Annotated in this window: 12 protein-coding genes and 1 pseudogene; 6 read left to right on the forward strand and 7 right to left on the reverse strand. The window is 44.8% G+C overall.

From position 1 onward, the window contains the following. The first annotated feature begins 26 nt into the window (after positions 1-26). The 4 genes from MKX59_RS10380 to aspS all read left to right on the forward strand — a co-directional run bounded on the left by MKX59_RS10380 (position 27) and on the right by aspS (position 6056). On the forward strand, positions 27-902 hold the full coding sequence (locus tag MKX59_RS10380) for an SDR family NAD(P)-dependent oxidoreductase (protein WP_025718361.1): 876 nt from the start codon (positions 27-29) through the stop codon (positions 900-902). Positions 903-963: 61 nt separating this feature from the next. Beyond that, positions 964-1917: an acyltransferase domain-containing protein gene (locus MKX59_RS10385; RefSeq protein WP_076264798.1), complete on the forward strand. Its 954-nt coding sequence runs from the start codon at positions 964-966 to the stop codon at positions 1915-1917. A gap of 31 nt (positions 1918-1948) precedes the next feature. After that, entirely contained in the window at positions 1949-4222 is a 2274-nt protein-coding gene (fabD, locus tag MKX59_RS10390) for an ACP S-malonyltransferase (protein ID WP_023989384.1), read from the forward strand. A gap of 64 nt (positions 4223-4286) precedes the next feature. Continuing rightward, positions 4287-6056, forward strand: coding sequence for an aspartate--tRNA ligase (gene aspS, locus MKX59_RS10395; RefSeq protein WP_069080030.1), 1770 nt, complete (start codon positions 4287-4289; stop codon positions 6054-6056). A gap of 185 nt (positions 6057-6241) precedes the next feature. Here the strand turns inward: aspS and MKX59_RS10400 are convergent, their stop codons facing one another. Further along, positions 6242-8185, reverse strand: a complete 1944-nt coding sequence (locus MKX59_RS10400; protein WP_071558499.1) for a serine hydrolase domain-containing protein — start codon at positions 8183-8185, stop codon at positions 6242-6244. A gap of 256 nt (positions 8186-8441) precedes the next feature. Here MKX59_RS10400 and MKX59_RS10405 point away from each other — a divergent pair, with 256 nt between their 5' ends. Then, complete coding sequence (locus MKX59_RS10405) at positions 8442-10502, forward strand: glycosyl hydrolase 115 family protein (RefSeq protein ID WP_081391167.1); 2061 nt, start codon at positions 8442-8444, stop codon at positions 10500-10502. A 169-nt stretch (positions 10503-10671) separates the two neighbouring features. On the opposite strand, the gene MKX59_RS10410 is transcribed toward MKX59_RS10405, so the two are convergent. Next, a complete protein-coding gene (locus MKX59_RS10410; protein ID WP_175405281.1) occupies positions 10672-10854 on the reverse strand; it encodes a hypothetical protein in 183 nt (60 codons plus the stop codon). Positions 10855-10864: 10 nt separating this feature from the next. Beyond that, positions 10865-11119 (reverse strand): MFS transporter, encoded by a 255-nt coding sequence (locus tag MKX59_RS10415; RefSeq protein WP_076264799.1) that lies wholly within the window; start codon positions 11117-11119, stop codon positions 10865-10867. 91 nt (positions 11120-11210) lie between these two features. On the opposite strand from MKX59_RS10415, the pseudogene MKX59_RS10420 reads away from it, so the two are divergent. Further along, positions 11211-12088: pseudogene (locus MKX59_RS10420) on the forward strand (LysR family transcriptional regulator). Between the two features lie 86 nt (positions 12089-12174). Here the strand turns inward: MKX59_RS10420 and glpK are convergent. The 4 genes from glpK to MKX59_RS10440 are packed head-to-tail and all read right to left on the reverse strand — an operon-like array spanning position 12175 to position 17006. Next, the gene (gene glpK, locus MKX59_RS10425; protein WP_076264800.1) at positions 12175-13692 is read right to left on the reverse strand and encodes a glycerol kinase GlpK; all 1518 of its coding nucleotides are present in this window, start codon (positions 13690-13692) and stop codon (positions 12175-12177) included. A 12-nt stretch (positions 13693-13704) separates the two neighbouring features. Continuing rightward, entirely contained in the window at positions 13705-14640 is a 936-nt protein-coding gene (locus MKX59_RS10430) for a transketolase family protein (RefSeq protein WP_076264801.1), read from the reverse strand. A gap of 2 nt (positions 14641-14642) precedes the next feature. After that, positions 14643-15488, reverse strand: a complete 846-nt coding sequence (locus tag MKX59_RS10435; protein WP_025718384.1) for a transketolase — start codon at positions 15486-15488, stop codon at positions 14643-14645. Between the two features lie 54 nt (positions 15489-15542). Further along, positions 15543-17006, reverse strand: a complete 1464-nt coding sequence (locus MKX59_RS10440; RefSeq protein WP_068941454.1) for an L-fucose/L-arabinose isomerase family protein — start codon at positions 17004-17006, stop codon at positions 15543-15545. Positions 17007-17248 lie beyond the last annotated feature (242 nt).

Here is a 17248-nt window from a genome sequence, read left to right on the forward strand (position 1 = left end):
AATACAAAATATTCTGGAGGTAAATCATGAGGGAATTTAAAGATAAGATAGCCGTAGTGACGGGAGCCGCCAGTGGGATTGGCCGTGCTATTGCGGACCGATGTGTAAATGAGGGCATGAAGGTCGTCCTCGCGGATATTGAGGAGGAGGCCCTTCTAAGGGCCGAAAAACAATTGAAAGACATGGGCGCAGAAACGTTATCTGTGGTGACGGATATTTCCAAAGAAGCTGATATACGTGCATTAGCGCAAAAAACGGTTCAGACATTTGGAGCTGTGCATCTTTTGTTCAACAATGCAGGAGTGGACGCCGGAACGGGCTGCTTATTATGGGAAAATACGGTGGCGGATTGGCAGTGGGTAATAAACGTAAACATATGGGGGATTCTCTTTGCAACTGAAATTTTTGTTCCTATTATGCTGAAACAGAAAACCGCATGTCATATTGTGAATACAGCTTCCATCGCCGGGCTATTGTCCGGCCCTGGTAATGGCATATATAGCGCGTCAAAACATGCCGTTTTAAGCTTGTCTGAAACGCTACACCAAGAACTCAGATTGATAGGTTCCAATGTAGGGGTTTCAGTTGTCTGCCCCGGGTTCGTACGCACCCAAATTATGGATGCGGAACGAAACCGACCGACGGAGCTGAGTAAGCAGACCGGACTAGGAAATCTTCCCCCGGAAAGACAAGTCATTAATCAATTGGCCCGCAAGGCTGTCCAGAATGGAATACTTCCAGAGGATGTAGCAAATCAGATGTTTGAGGGAATCAAAAAAGGGCAGCTATATATCATAACAGAGCCGAAATTCAAACCTGCAATAAGACAACATATGGAGAATGTTCTTAACGAAAGCAATCCCACACCTTCCCAAATGCAATTAGTTCGCAATTTACTGTGAAATATTCGTTTTAAATGGAGTTATTGGGATTTTATCAATGAGTATGTTGTGGGAGGTTAGAATGGACAGATCTGTGATTTTTATGTTTTCAGGCCAAGGCTCACAATACTACGGCATGGGAAGAGAATTATTTAAGTTAAATCCAGTTTTCCGAAAATGGATGACGAAGCTGGATGATATTCATACGGATATTACAGGAAGGTCCGTATTAAAAATGCTGTACGACGACAACCGTGGGAGAGGAGACCTGTTTGATAGTCTGTTATATACTCACCCCGCAATTTTCATGGTGGAGTATGCCCTCACACAGGTATTACTGGAAAAGGGGATTTATCCTGATTACGTTTTGGGTTCCAGCCTCGGTGAGTTTGCATCTGTTGCTGCGGCTGGTTGTATGAGTTATGAAGATACTCTTCAATGCCTTGTCAAGCAAGCAGAAATGGTAGAAACCTACTGTCCAAAGGGTGGCATGCTGGCCGTAATTGGCGACCTCAGTCTGTATGACCAAATATCCGTATTGAATGCCAACTCAGAGTTAGCATCAATCAACTATGACTCGCATTTTGTCATTTCTGGAAGCTATGAGGAACTGGAAGAAATTGAACGCTACTTGATAGCAAATGAGATTATATGTCAAAGATTACCGGTCCAGTTTGCTTTTCACTCTTCCTTAATGGACCCTATAGCCTTGGAATATACAGCGTATTTAAAGCTTAAGCCCCTAAGGAATCCGACTATAAATATGGTTTCATCTATGTACGGAGGAAAGGCGACATCCCTTGACAACCGTTTTCTTTGGGATGTCACTAGAAAACCTATCCGTTTTCGGAACGCTTTAAAATGTCTGGGAGACGGGGACGGGGTCATCTATATTGACCTTGGCCCCTCGGGCACTCTTGCTAATTTTGTGAAGTACAATTTTGGTAACAAGAAAATGGCAAGTATTTGTTCTATTCTTTCACCTTTTCAAAACGATATGAAAAATTTGGATCGTCTATTTGAAATATTCGACTAATATGCATTCACTAGCAAAAAGGAGGACACAAATGATCGCATATCTGTTCCCTGGACAAGGGGCTCAAGCCAAAGGCATGGGAGTAGGACTATTTGACGAATTTCAGGAATTGGTTGCAAAAGCGGATGCTATTCTTGGTTATTCTATTAAGAAACTGTGTCTTGAAGATCCTGCCAATCAACTAGGACAAACGGATTTTACCCAACCGGCGCTATTTGTCGTAAACGCTTTGAGTTATCTTAATAAATTAAAAGAGACTGGAAGAAAACCCGATTATGTTGCAGGACATAGCCTAGGTGAATACAATGCCTTATTTGCCGCAGAGGCATTTGACTTTGAAACGGGCTTGAAGCTGGTTAAAAAAAGAGGAGAACTGATGGTCAAGGCTACTGGTGGTGGTATGGCAGCGGTCATAGGCTTGAACGAGGAAGTATTTAGAGAAGTTATCGAGAAAAATAATTTAAGGGAGATTGATGTTGCTAATTTTAATTCGCCAAGCCAGATTGTCATCTCAGGACCGAAGGACATGATTGAGCAGGCGCAGCCAATTTTTGAGGATGCAGGAGCCACAAACTATGTGATTTTAAATGTAAGTGGAGCATTTCACTCCAGGTATTTGGAAGATGCCAGACAGAGATTTGAGGCCTATGCGTCACAGTTCGAATTCTCAAAATTGAAAATACCAGTCATTTCAAATATCTATGCCAGACCCTACAGGCAGCAAGATGTAAGGAGTACGCTGATCAACCAGATCGTAAGTCCAGTCAAATGGTCGGAAAGTATAAGATATCTAATGGGTAAAAATGTAACCCAGTTCATACAGGTTGGGCCTGGAAAAGTCATAACAGGGTTGGTTAACGCAATACAACGAGACGCAGAACCGCTGATTGTGAGGGAGGATGAGGAACGTAGCGAGCAGGTACAGGAAGTAAAGTCGAAGAATAGTATATCCGGCCAACGATTTACGGCGGAGTCTCTTGGTCATAGCGAATTCAAAAAATATTATGGACTTAAATACGCGTATCTTATGGGTTCGATGTATAAGGGAATATCTTCAAAAGAGATGGTCGTAAAAGCAGGTAAGGCAGGAATGATGGGATTCTTTGGGGCAGGGGGAGTCAAGATTGGGGCCCTTGAGGAAGCTATAAAGTATATTCAGCAAGAATTGAACCAAGGCGAAGCCTATGGAATGAATCTTATTCATGTTCCCGATCACCTGGAAATAGAAAATAACATCGTTGATTTGTACATAAAATACGGTGTTAGAACTATTGAAGCCTCTGCTTTTATGAGTATAACGCCTTCTTTGGTAAGGTACAGATTGAAAGGTTTGAAACGAAATGAAAAGGGGATCGTAACACCGCAGAACAGGATTATAGCGAAAGTATCAAGACCCGAGGTTGTGGAGGCATTCTTGAGTCCTGCGCCTCAGAATATCGTAAATAAACTGCTTGAGGAAAATAGGATAAGCCGGGATGAGGCCCGGATGGCGATGGAAATTCCTATGGTAGACGATCTGTGTGTCGAGGCTGATTCAGGCGGGCATACTGATCATGCTGTTGCATATGTACTGGTTCCGTTAATGCTTAAAATGAGGGATGAAGCGTTACTTAAGTATAAATACAATAAAAGTATAAGGGTAGGGGCAGCCGGGGGGATAGGGACTCCACAAGCTGCTGCGGCAGCGTTTATACTGGGTGCGGATTTTATCATGACAGGCTCAATCAACCAATGTACGGTTGAAGCAGGGACAAGTGATGATGTAAAGGATTTGCTCCAGCAGTTAAATATACAGGATACAGACTACGCTCCCGCAGGGGATATGTTTGAAATGGGAGCGAAAATTCAGGTTATGAAAAAAGGAGTTTTTTTCCCGGCCAGGGCGAATAAATTATATGATCTTTACCGTAATTATAACTCCATAGATGAAATTGATAGCGGAACCAAAAAATATATCGAAGAAAAATATTTTAAGAAGAGTATTGAACAAGTATATGAAGATATTAAAGCTTATTACCCGGCTGAGATCATTGAAAAAGCTGAAAGAATTCCTAAACGTAAGATGGCGTTGATATTTAGATGGTACTTTACTTATTCTACACGACTTGCAATGAATGGAGACAAACACAGTAAGGTTGATTATCAAGTACACTGCGGACCAGCCCTTGGCGCTTTTAACCAATGGGTCAAGGGAACAGTCTTTGAGAATTGGAAGAACAGGCATGTTGATGAAATAGGACAAAAAATAATGGTTGAAACTGCGGAATACCTGAATGAGAGGTATAAAGCTTTAACGATAATGTGAGTATATGTGTGGAGAAAAATAGAAATCATTAAGATGATAGGGATAAAAGAAAGTGGGGTTTTTCATGCATAGTTATAGGACTCATAACTGTGGAGAATTGGATCAAAAACATGTCGGCGAAGTAGTGAGAATTGCAGGATGGATAAAAAATATGCGTGACCATGGCGGGGTTATTTTTATTGACCTTAGGGATCATTATGGAGTAACGCAGATTGTTGTTTCTGATAATAACGAATTGAAAGATTTTGTATCAAAGATCAGCAGGGAGTCAACCATTTCTGTTACAGGCACTGTATGTAACAGATCTGAAAATACGATTAGTCCCACTATGAAAACCGGGCATATCGAGTTAGCTGCTAATGAGATAGAAGTTTTAGGGAAGGTAGTGAATCCATTACCTTTTGAAGTATCTTTAGCAAATGAAGCTCGGGAAGATTTAAGATTAAAGTATCGTTTCTTGGATCTACGGAATGAAAAAATACACAATAATATTATACTTCGTTCTAAAGTAATTCAAAGTATCAGAAGAAAGATGATCGATTTGAATTTTTTAGAGATCCAGACACCTATCCTGACAAGTTCATCTCCAGAGGGCGCCAGAGACTATTTAGTTCCTAGTAGAGTGCATCCAGGCCAATTTTATGCCTTGCCTCAAGCACCACAACAATTTAAACAATTATTAATGGTTTCGGGCTTTGATAAATATTTTCAAATTGCTCCGTGCTTTAGAGATGAGGATGCAAGGGCAGACAGATCACCCGGCGAGTTTTATCAGCTGGATTTGGAAATGGCTTTTGCAACACAGGAAGATGTCTTTAATGTAGTTGAAAATATGCTATATGAAGTTTTCTCTGAATTTACAAATTTTAAAATCTCAAAGCCTTTTACCAGGATTCCATATCAAGAAGCCATGCTCAAATACGGGAGCGATAAACCTGATTTAAGAAATCCATTAATTATCCATGATGTTACAGAGCTGTTTACAGAGACTGATTTTAAAGTATTTAAAAATAAAACGATAAGAGTTATTGCTGTTCCTGGTTGTGGAGCACAGCCAAGAAGCTTTTATGACGATATAGTAAACTTTGCTATTGAGGCTGGAGCGAAAGGCCTCTCATGGATTAAGTTCAACGATGATATGTCTCTTAGTGGCTCTATTGCAAAATTCATCTCTGAAGAGGTGAAAAACGAATTAATACATGTTACGCAAGCTAGTTCAGGATATGCACTGTTTTTTGCTGCTGACCAACTTAAAAATGTCGAAAAAATAGCCGGTGCTGTCAGAAATCAATTAGGAAAAAGACTGGATTTGCTGGAAAAGGATATATATAAATTTTGCTGGATAGTTGATTTTCCTATGTTTGAATTGGATCCTGATACTCATAAAATTGGGTTTAGTCATAATCCTTTTTCGATGCCACAAGGTGGTATGGATGCGCTGCTGAATATGAATCCTCTTGATATCCTAGCGTACCAATATGATATTGTATGTAATGGGATTGAACTGTCCTCGGGTGCTGTCCGTAACCATGATACGGAGATTATGGTAAAAGCCTTTGAGATTGCAGGTTATACATATGGAGATATCAAGAGTAAATTTCCTGCACTCTTTAATGCTTTTCAATTTGGGCCGCCGCCTCATGCAGGTATAGCACCTGGAATTGATAGGATTGTTATGATCATTGCAAATGAATCGAATATCCGAGAGGTTATTGCTTTTCCAATGAATAGCAAAGCGCAGGATCTATTAATGGGAGCACCTTCGGAGGTTACTGAGAAACAATTGAGAGATGTTCATATAAAATTGGTAAATACTCAGCCAGAAACAGAATAAACAGATTCAACAACATACTGAAAGCAAAGGCTGAAATCGGCACGTATTTGAATCTCATTGAGTGTGTTAAAAACTCTCCCTGCTAGATGCAGAGGAGAGTTTTTTTATTTAGCTCAGATTGGGGTTGTTCACGATGACAATCTTCATCGGTATACTAGAAGGTATGGCAGGCTTATCAAGTGGAGCTATGCCAAAAAGTAGAAATTATAGGAATACAGGAAAATCGAAATAGCTAGAAACGAAAGAATCAGCGTCGCGATGTATACCTTTCTTAACAATGTTGTTTTGGAAATATTGCATTTTCTTACAGCAAGATAGGCAGCCGGTACAAAGGCAAGCCCAAGTACCCAGAAAAAGATAATATTCAAATTGAAATTGGACATAGGCTGAAAGGGGTCGCCTATCAATTGGATGCTGGAAGCAATGAGATTGACGATCACAAGCAGACCCAGCAATGGTATTACGGTTACACTGTCAGGGAAGGGAAGCCGCGAAGTATTCTTCTGCTTTCTTGCGTCCTTGAGCTTCCGCAGCCACCCTGTAATACCAAAAACAAACCCAAGCGCAAACCAAATGCCGCATGCCCCCACTAGAATATAACTGAAAATGGATGTTTGCAGGAAGGATATCGGCAATTGGTCATCGATCACTCCATATGACAATTGCGTCACTTTACCATCGGCATTGGTTAAGAAAAAAAGACGACTGATGTTTAAGCCCGCGTAATCATAAGAAGTGCTCCCGGGAGTCACACGTTCAAAAAAATAGGGTTTGGTTTCTACATAATCAACATGAATATTCATGGATGGAATACTCAGAGTGATTCCGCCATTGCCGTTGGCTGTGACCACTTCTTCCGCATTGGATAATACGGGTATAAGCTTCAATATACCAGATGATACTGCACGAGCAGAACGGTATTTTCCCGCCACATCCGCGCTATGCTTCAACGTGCTATCCGCTTGCGGAGTAGCGTGGGAATCCCCAACAAACAGGTCAATGAGTTCGCTTCTTGCACCGGACATTTCATTTTCCACATTGGTCAGGATGCTGATCCCAAAGTTTTGATCCGGCACGATAGAGACCAGAGAGGAGAATGAATCTGTATTTCCACCGTGCTCGATAACACGATAATCTCCCGCGAACCGTTCCCAAAAGCCATGGGCATTCCCCGGAAGCTCGGGATAGTGGGTATATGAAGCCTCATGCATTTCTCGCAGGGTTTCATTCTTGTTGAATAGCGAATATTTTAAGGAATGCTCCATGTTCAGATGAGCAAGCATAAAATGAGCCATGTCCTCCGAAGTAATGTTTAACGCACCCGCCGGCACATCATTAAAGAAAACATTGGGCTTTGCCACCCAGTTTCCATCCTTCTTGGAGTAGCCTGTTGCTTTATGTTCGATAACCTCCGGGATAAGATCATATCGTTGTGTAAAGTAAGAATGTTTCATGTCTAGAGGCTCAAATATATGTTTCTGAATATAGGTTTCAAAAGGCATTCCGGATACACGTTCTATAATATAACCGGCCAGGTTGGTCCCATAGTTGGAATAAGCAATCACTGTTCCAGGCTCATAAATCTGTTCAGGCTGATTTCTGGGTGCGATATGCTCCTTGAGAGACCTAAGATCAGCAGGATCATGAACCAAAAGTTTTTCCAGGTGCTCCTCAAAACCTGCCGTGTGGCTCATCAGTGATTTCAGGGTAATAGGCTTATCAAAAGAAAGCTTGAGAAAGCCGTCAGGCAAGTATGTGCGGATGTCCGTATTCAAATCCAGCTTTCCCTGCTCAACCAGTTGCATTACTGCCGTCCAGGTGAACAATTTCGATACTGAACCGGCCTCCATATAGGTTGTTTTCGTACTCATGGGTGTTTGTTTCTCGATGTTTGAGTATCCGTAACCTTTTGAAAAAACAATTTTCCCGTCCTTTACTATGGAAACCGCAGCACCAGGAATCGCTGTTCCTATATATTTTTTCATAATTTGATCTGTTCTGTTTTCGATTTCGGAAATCGGAATTCCAGAGGGCGTGGTTGGAACGGACCCAGAAGCATATGCCTGGACCGGGATAAATGCCATCAATGCCAACAGGAACAAAGAGGCAAATCGTTTTTTCAATTTCATATCAAGTCTCCTTTTTGCTGCACTTGAATCTTTAAGGGCAGTCTGTTTTTTGGAACATTTTTAGTGTAGCAATCAAGTCTTTCTTATTTCTCTCCTGTTCCTTACTTTTTTCTTTCTCGAATTAAGCTTCAACTCTCAAGTGATTTACCGAAAAAAGCTATATTTACGTTGGAACAGCTTTATATGTATGTTGCCAACCTATAAAATAAAGACAAGAAGAATCCTCATAGTTGAAAAAAATAGGAGATGACAATAAATGAAAGCCTGTGAACCTCTAACTATTTCATCTGAAAGCGGATACAATCTTCAAACCGATGAAAGTGTGCCAATTGCCCACGCTTGGAACATGATTGCGCGAGATCATAAGCAAGTGTTTGGCCGCGAGCCATTGCAAACAGAAGTAGAGCCCTCGATCATTATCCGTTATGCGCAGGAAGGAGATAGCTGCCCGCATTGGCCAGAGGGCTATTGTCTGCGTTTTGTTGCTGGTAGCAAGGGAACGGTACTCCAAATTATCGGCCGTGATGAATTGGGAATCATTTATGGACTGCTTCATTACAGCCGTTTCGTTCTGGGTGTGGAGCCGTTCTGGTTCTGGGCGGAGCTTCTCCCTCCTAAGCGGGATACCATCGTTTTGCCGAGTCTGAATGTTGACAGTATACCGTCCAAGGTCCGATATCGGGGATGGTTTGTCAATGATGAGGTATGCTTGATTGGCTGGAAGGATGATTATCCACCGACGGAGCAGGTGTGGCAGCCCGTTTTTGAAGCGTTACTGCGCTGCGGTGGAAATATGGTGATTCCCGGAACCGATTTACCACGCACAGGTATCCATCATAAGCTTGCAGCAGACATGGGCTTATGGATCACACATCATCATGCTGAACCGTTGGGGGCGGAGATGTTTTTGCGCGCCTTTCCGGGTAAACAAGCTAGCTACAGAGAGCATCCCGAGTTGTTTGAACAGCTGTGGCAGGTAGCGATTGAACGGCAGAAGGAAGAGAAAATTGTATGGGTACTATCTTTTCGCGGGCAGGGTGACAAGCCTTTTTGGGAAGATGATCCTTCCTTTAATACGCCGGACAAACGCGGACAATTAATCTCGTATGTGGTTCGCAAGCAGTACAATATGATCTGTGAATTTGTGGAGCAGCCCGTGTGCTGTATGGCGATGTATGGTGAGATTGCCGAGTTATACAAGCAGGGGCATATTAAGGTACCCAAAGGGGTGATCAAAATATGGGCGGACAATGGTTACGGTAAAATGGTATCTCGGCGCCATGGGAATCTTAATTATCGTGTACCAGCATTGCCTGAGGCGCAGGATGGGGGCAAGAATGGAGTATATTACCATGTGACCTTCCACGACTTGCAAGCGTCGAACCATCTTACCCAATTTCCCTCCTCAGCCAGCTTGATTGTAGAGGAATTAACATCAGCGTTTACTACAGGGGCGGACGAGTACCTGCTGGTCAATTCAGGTAATATTTTGCCGCATGTATATACGCTGGATTTAGTAGCAAATTTATGGACGAATGGTAACGTGGATGCCGAAGAGCAGCTTACTGATTTTATCGGACGGCTGTACAGTAGTCAGCTTCAAGAGATTTCCCAATTATACCGGGATTATTCCCGTTGCACTATCGTTTATGGCCCGCATAAGGATGATCGAGCAGGGGAGGAATTCTATCACCATCCGGCTCGGCAAATTATGGGGTATTGGCTACAAGGCAAAGAAAGCAGTGATGAACGGCTGTACTGGGCTACTGGAGAAAGGCCTTTTCCTGAACAGGTACGCTGGTTCAAGGAAAAAGCCGAGTCGGCAATCCCGGATTGGGTTGAACTACGAGAGCGGTGTCTACGAATCATGAAGCAGTTGTCTGAAGATGAATGTCGCAGGCTGTATAATCAACTGCTTGTGCAGATTGAACTGCATCTGAGTGGTTCACGTGGACTGGCAAGCTTATGTAGCGCTTATGGGCTGTTCCTTGAAAAAGATTACCCAAGAGCATTTATACAAGCTTCTCATGCTGTTTGGAGCTACCGGATGGGTAAAGAAGCGTTGTCGCTCGCAGGAACTGGAAGATGGGAGCATTTCTACCGGGCAGATTGGTTAACCAATCTAGATAACACTATTTCTCATGCGGACACTGTGCGGAGATTTCTTCGTCTTCAGGGAGACAGTCCGGATATGTTCCTGTGGTCCAAACAATATTTAATGCCAGAAACAGAGAAATATATCTACCTGGAGAATACGCATCGCAAGCCCCTTCCCGATGATGAGTTGGCACGCTGTCTGGAGAAGGTATTATATTAAAAGGATCTTAGAACTTCTATGACTTCTGATAAAAGAACCTTCCAATCCATGAAGTTAGATGGACAGGAAGGTTCTTTATAACCTGATCTACATATTCGTTGAGCTTCTTGCCAAGTGTGGATGTGATTCTCAGCCATCTAACCGTCAATGTTTTTATAGGGCAATAGGTCTATTTCTTGGGGGAGAACTCGTGATTCTTAGCACGCCACGAAACTATGAAGGCAAGTAGCATAAGAATCAGTAACGCCCACGGGAAAGAGCTGCTTCCAAGTGTCTCCAGAAGAATTCCGCCAAGCAAACCGCCTCCACCAATGGCCAAATTCCAAGCGGTTACAAGCATAGACTGTGCCACATCCGCGCTCTCACAAGGCAACAGTTAAATAGACAACAGCAGGTTGGTGACTTCCGATTCCCAGCGCCAAAGATGCGATAGCGAAGCCGAAGGTACTCACAAGTACCAGTAGACGCAGCCAGCGGTCAATGAATACACCGATCAACCCGATTCCGGCAACCGAAGTTATTCCAAAAATAAGCAGCAACACATCTGTTTGGGAAGCCAGTCCAGCTTGATTTAGATAGGGAGCGATATAGGTGTAAAGAATATTATACGCTAGCACCCAAATTAAAACGACAGTTAAAGGTATATTTTGATATAACTGAAGTACTATTATTTCATGGAGGGAATAACCGTATGGTTATAACGGGTGTATGTCTGTGAATATGAATCATCTTGAAGTGTTTATGAAGGTTGCGGAGAAAATGAATATGACGGAGGCTTCCAAAGCGCTGTTTATTTCCCAGCCTGCGGTTAGCAAGGCTTTGATCCAATTTGAAAATACTTTGCAGTGAAATTGTTTATTCGCGACAAGCAGAATGGACTCGCACTGACCGAAGTGGGAAAAGAAATGCTGAGTCTGGCCAGACAAATGAAGGAAATCGAAGATAAAATGGTTCAGCTTGCGTGTCAGGAGAATAAGCTTTTACGCGGTAAAGTAAAAATAGGCTCCTTCCCGGCAGCCTCTACGAACTTGCTTCCAGAAGCGATCTGCTTATTCCGCTCCCAATACCCCGATGTCACCATTGAACTGATGGAAGGAAACTCGAATCAAATTAAACAATGGGTGGAGGATCGCACTGTTGAAATTGGAATAGTAGCTTCTCCTTTCGATCATTATGACGTCCATATTCTTGAACACGATTCCATGGTTGCTATCATGCCGGAGAATCATCCATTGCAAGCAGAACATGAGGTTTCTCTGGAACAGAACAGGAACGACCTTATCTTCTGTAAAGGAGGACATGAATCTGCTGTATTAAACACCTTGCATGAGCAGCAAATTCCTTTCCAGGAGAGTCTCACGGTCCAAACGGCTGAAACCTTAGTCCATATGGTCCAAAAAAAGTTGGGCATTGGCATTATATCGAAGTTTACGCTTTCCTCGGTGTCCCATACACTAATCGTTAAAGAGATCATTCCCCAAATTTCGCGGGATATCGGAATTATCGCGCATTCTTTTGATGAAGCGACCCCGGCAGCCCGTGAGTTTGTAAAAGCGTTGGGTCAGTTATATCGTTCGAGTGAGTAACTTAATAAAAGGGCCTTTGTAAAAGCAAGGGCCCTTTTTGTTTGGTTTGTATTGGGGAGATATGAGGAGTGGAGTACAGAGATTATTTATAAAACGGGAGATTCATGCTGTTGTTGCAATACAGACTGAACAGCCCGCTGCCAGCCAGTATAATATTTCTCTCTGGTAGCCTCATCCATCTTTGGTTCGTATGCTTCATACATTTTAAGATTGGAAGCGATTTGCTCTGGATCGGACCAAAAGCCTGTGCCGAGCCCACCGAGATAGACCGAACCCATGGCCGACAGCTCGGCACATGTGGATCGGGTCACAAGGTTGCCCAGAATATCGGCCTGAAATTGCATCAGCCAAGTGTTGGAGGAAGCCCCGCCGTCCGTGCGCAGGCCGACCAACTCAATCCCGGACTGTTCCTGAATAAACTCTATAGCGTCCCGTACTTGGTAAGCGATGCTCTCCAGCGCAGCCCGGACGATGTGTCCTTTGCCAGTTCCACGGTTCATACCGATAATTGCCGCCCGGGCGTAGGGATTCCAATAGGGAGCGCCCATTCCGACAAAGGCAGGCACAAGATAGACGCCATCGTTTGCAGGAACGCTTTCGACTAAGCGCTGCATTTCCTCAAAGGTAGAGAACAGTCCTAAGTTGTCCTGCGTCCATTTGATGCTGTCGCCTGTTGTCCGGATGATGGCTTCAAGCGCATACGTAACAGTTCCGCCGGCCCCCCAGGCGATAGCGGTTACAAGTCCGTCACCGCCATCCACCGGATGATTCCCTACGTTCATTAATACAGAGGTACCCGTGCCAAAGGTTGCTTTGGCTGTTCCGGGCTTGAAACACAGATGCCCATACAATGCCCCTTGTGAATCCCCAATGACGCCCGAAATCGGTATTTTCTCATTGAAAAGGTCGCAATCTGCCGTATATCCGAAAATAGCGTCGGATGGTTTAACCTCAGGCAGCAGGGAAGAAGGAACGGAGAACAGCTGGGCAAGCTCTTCATCCCACTCCAGCGTGTGGATATTGAACAGCGATGTACGGCTGGCATTTGTAAAGTCGGTTGTATGGTTTTTACCGCCGGTAAGCTTCCAGACCAGCCAACTGTCCATGTTCCCTGCAAGTAGCCTCCCTTCAGCCAGCAGGTTGGCAGCTCCTTCCGCATGTTCAATGATCCATTTGAACTTGGCAGCGGAGAAATAAGGGTCAAGCATAAGCCCTGTTTTGGCGTGGATGGTTCTTTCGTGGCCAGCTTGCTTCAGCTCGGCGCACAGGTCCGCCGTACGTTGGCATTGCCAGACAACAGCATTATATATTGGCTGACCAGTCGTCTTATCCCACACCAATGCCGTTTCGCGTTGATTGGTGATTGTCAGCGCAGCTAGTGCGGACGGGTGGACGCAGGCTTGCTCCAATACGCTGCGGGCCGTTATTTTGACATTTTCATAAATTTCGAGCGGATCATGCTCTACCCAGCCGGGATGGGGGTAATATTGCTTATGCTCCATCCCGCTGCGGGCGATTACTGTACCCTGATGGTCTACAAGGAGTGCTTTGGTGCCTGAAGTACTCTGGTCGATGGCCAATATATATTGTTGATTGTGCTCCATATGCTTCGCCCTCTACTTATTAATCAATTCGAATGCAATTTGTTTGATATTGTCACCCGTAATGCCGTAGTGGTGGAAAACTTCCGCCGATTTACCGGCAATCGCCGGCTCATCCGGGATGCCGAGCACTCTCATAGGAACCGGGTGATTCTGCACAACAACTTCTGCCACGGCTGCGCCGAGACCGCCGTAAATGCTATGTTCCTCAACGGTAATGATGCGTCCAGTTTCACGTGCAGCGGTAATGATCGCCTCTTCATCCAGCGGCTTGATTGTATGCATGTTGATTACCCGGGCGGATATGCCTTCGTCGTTGAGTGCCTTGGCGGCATCGAGTGCGATTCGCACGGTTTCACCGACACCAATAATTGTAACGTCGTTGCCTTCTCTCACAGTTATAGCTTTGCCTATTTCGAATGGGTAATCATCGGTTTCGTAAACGTCCTCAACGGGATTACGCCCGATTCGCACGTATACGCCGCCGTCATATTTTACAAGTGCTTCAGTCAGTTTCTTCGTTTCGTGACGATCAGCAGGCAGGACAATCGCCAGTCCCGGAATTGCCCGGGCTACTGCGATATCTTGCACGGAGTGGTGTGACATGCCAAGCGCCCCGTAGCTGACCCCTCCGCTAATGCCGATGAGCTTCACATTTGTCCGTGAATAAGCAACGTCAACTTTGACTTGTTCAATACTGCGCATACTGAGGAAGCAGGCTGGTGAAGTCACAAACGGTTTTTTACCGCTGTGGGCCAGGCCTGCAGACATGCCTACGATATTCTGTTCGGCAATGCCGACCTCGACGAACTGCTCCGGGAACGTATTGGCAAAGGGAGCCATTGCAGCAGAACCGCGCGAATCGCTGGCCAGTACCATGATATCACGGTCGTCTTTGGCCAACTCCAGCAGTGTGTCACAGATTACTTGGCGATTAGGAATTTTATTCATGCTTAATGCACCTGCCCTTTCTGCGTCAATTCTTCGATCGTTGCCTTTAGCTCTGTGAGAGCCAGCTCAAACTCTTTATCATTAGGCACATGGTGATGCCATGCCGGGACATTTTCGGCGAACGATACGCCTTTGCCCTTGGTGGTATTGGCCATAATTAACGTTGGCTTTCCGGCTACTTCAGGGGCGGACCTGAATGCCTTAAGCAATTCTTCCATATTGTTGCCGTTGATAGAGACGACGTTCCAGCCGAAGGCAGTCCACTTCTCTTCCAGCGGCTCCAGTCCCATGACTTCTTCGGTAGCACCGCTGATCTGGAGTCGGTTGCGGTCGATAATGCCGATCAGGTTATCCAGCTTATAATGAGAGCCTGCCATAGCGGCTTCCCAGTTGGAGCCTTCGGCCTGTTCGCCGTCTCCCATTAAACAAAATACACGGTAAGGACGGTCATCCCGCTTGGCAGCTAGTGCCATGCCTACGGAAATGGGCAGGCCGTGGCCGAGGGCCCCGGTGTTCATTTCAATCCCTGGAACCTTGTTGTTCGGGTGGCCAATGAGTCGGGTGCCGAACTGGCTATAGGTCTCCAGCTCTTCTTTTGGGAAAAAGCCCCGGTCGGCCAGAATACACCATAGAGATTCTACGGAATGCCCTTTGCTGGCGATAAAGCGATCACGGTCATCCCATTTTGGATTAGCAGGGTCAACGTTCATGATTTCATAATATAAAGCCGTTAAAATGTCTGTATTGCTCAGCGATCCCCCCGTATGTCCCGTTTTGGCGCGGTGAATGATGGTTAGCAGGTCCATGCGGATTTGTGCGGCTTTTACTTTCAGTTCCTGGATTTCCATAATGTCCTCCTCAAGATAGGTATTATAGGGATGGGCTTTGTCGCTTTAGACGTCTCAAACGTGAAGGTTCGGGCGCTTATTACGGGCGAGATCGGATCCTCTAAGCCAGCTTTGAATTTCCTGTTCCGTGGGATCGACCGGATCAGGCGTCAGGCCGGGTATATAATTGCAGGCCTCATAAATGGCCGGGATCACATTGGCGTGGATACCTACGGAATGATGGACGTAAGGCCCTTTTACGAGTTTTTCCTCCCACAGCGGCCAATCGTTTACTTCCACCCATACGTAGGAGCCGCGGGTATAAGGACCTTCAATACCCCGGGCACGCCCGAGGAACATGGAGTACTCACCGTGGTCGCCGTCAAATCGGGCAATGGTCATACCGCCACCGCGGATTTCGCCTTCATGAGTTCCGGGAGAATGGTCGTCGAAGAGAAAATGTTTGCGTAACTTCGGTTTGTTCTCTACGGAGAGCGAGACCGGGAAATTGCCACAGTGGAAGAGAAGTTCGCCGTTATCATTCTCAGGATGTCGAACAGTAATATCTGCGAAGAAGGTTGGCAATGTGTTCATGGAGGCAGCCTGCACCATAATGGAAGTAATGGCTCCATGGATATCTGTTTCACAAGTAACCGGAATTTGTTCGTCAGTCAGGATTGCATTGGCCAGACACGGCATAATAGATATGGCATCCTGCAAAGAGGACCAGCACTGAATTGCGATAGCGCTGCTTCCCGTCTCACGGGCGAAGGATTTCATGGCGACCTTTAAAGCGGCTATCCGTCTTACATCATCTTCGGTCACTTCACTGTAATCGAGTTTTTCTTTAATGTAATCCATCGTTTCCAGAAGCTCTGAGCTATTGCTGGAGGCGATTTTTTTGGTTCTAAGCTGAATGTCGACAATGGTAATGGGATGAATCTCAATGCCGAAGCGTTCCAGCAGTTCGCCTTCATTGCACATCATCGTCCAGAATGAAGCGGGGCGGGGGCCAATCTGGAGAATGCGTAAGCTCTTGAATTGGCGCACGACGTTGGCGGCCGCCACAAAGTTGGTAAAGCCTCTTTCGAAAACCGGATCATTCACCCAACTGTTCGTTACATAGGTGAAGGGAACGTTGAATCTTCGCAGCACTTTACCTGTGGCGAAAATACCGCATTGGGTGTCGCGAAGGCGCATGCCGTCCGCAAGCGGCGCTTCATCCCGCGGTCCCCACAGCAGGACAGGCTTGCCGAGCGCCTTGCCTACACGAGCTACAGTATCTTCTGTACCAAAGTTGCAATGTGGGAAAAAAACAGCGTCGACTTCTTCTTCTTTGAATCGCTTTGCAATTAAATCCGCGTTTATATGGTCGTCATACAGCAAGCCTTCCTCATTAAGGCCCTCCAGGTCTACAATGTCGATATCCATGCCTAAACTCTCAATTTTCTTGCGAATTTCCACTTTGTACTTAAAGGCATCGTCGGCGCTGAACGTAAATCGGCGCGTCGGAGCATAACCCAACTTTAATTTCTTCATGATCATGTCTCCTCTGTACTTGAATAAACAACATTTGCTGAACAAAATAGAATAAATAAACTAAACAAAATCAAATTAGTTTAGTTGTAAAAACTAAATTCAATGACTATTTCTATGTCGAGGCCATAGTAACATCGAATTAAAACGGTGTCAATTAATTATTTAGTGATATTTAGTTATAAAAACTAAAAAAATAACTAAACAAATATAAATAAATTCAGCTAATTATTGCATCGCATCTC

The organism is Paenibacillus sp. FSL R7-0340 (assembly GCF_038002205.1).
Lineage (GTDB): Bacteria > Bacillota > Bacilli > Paenibacillales > Paenibacillaceae > Paenibacillus > Paenibacillus polymyxa_B.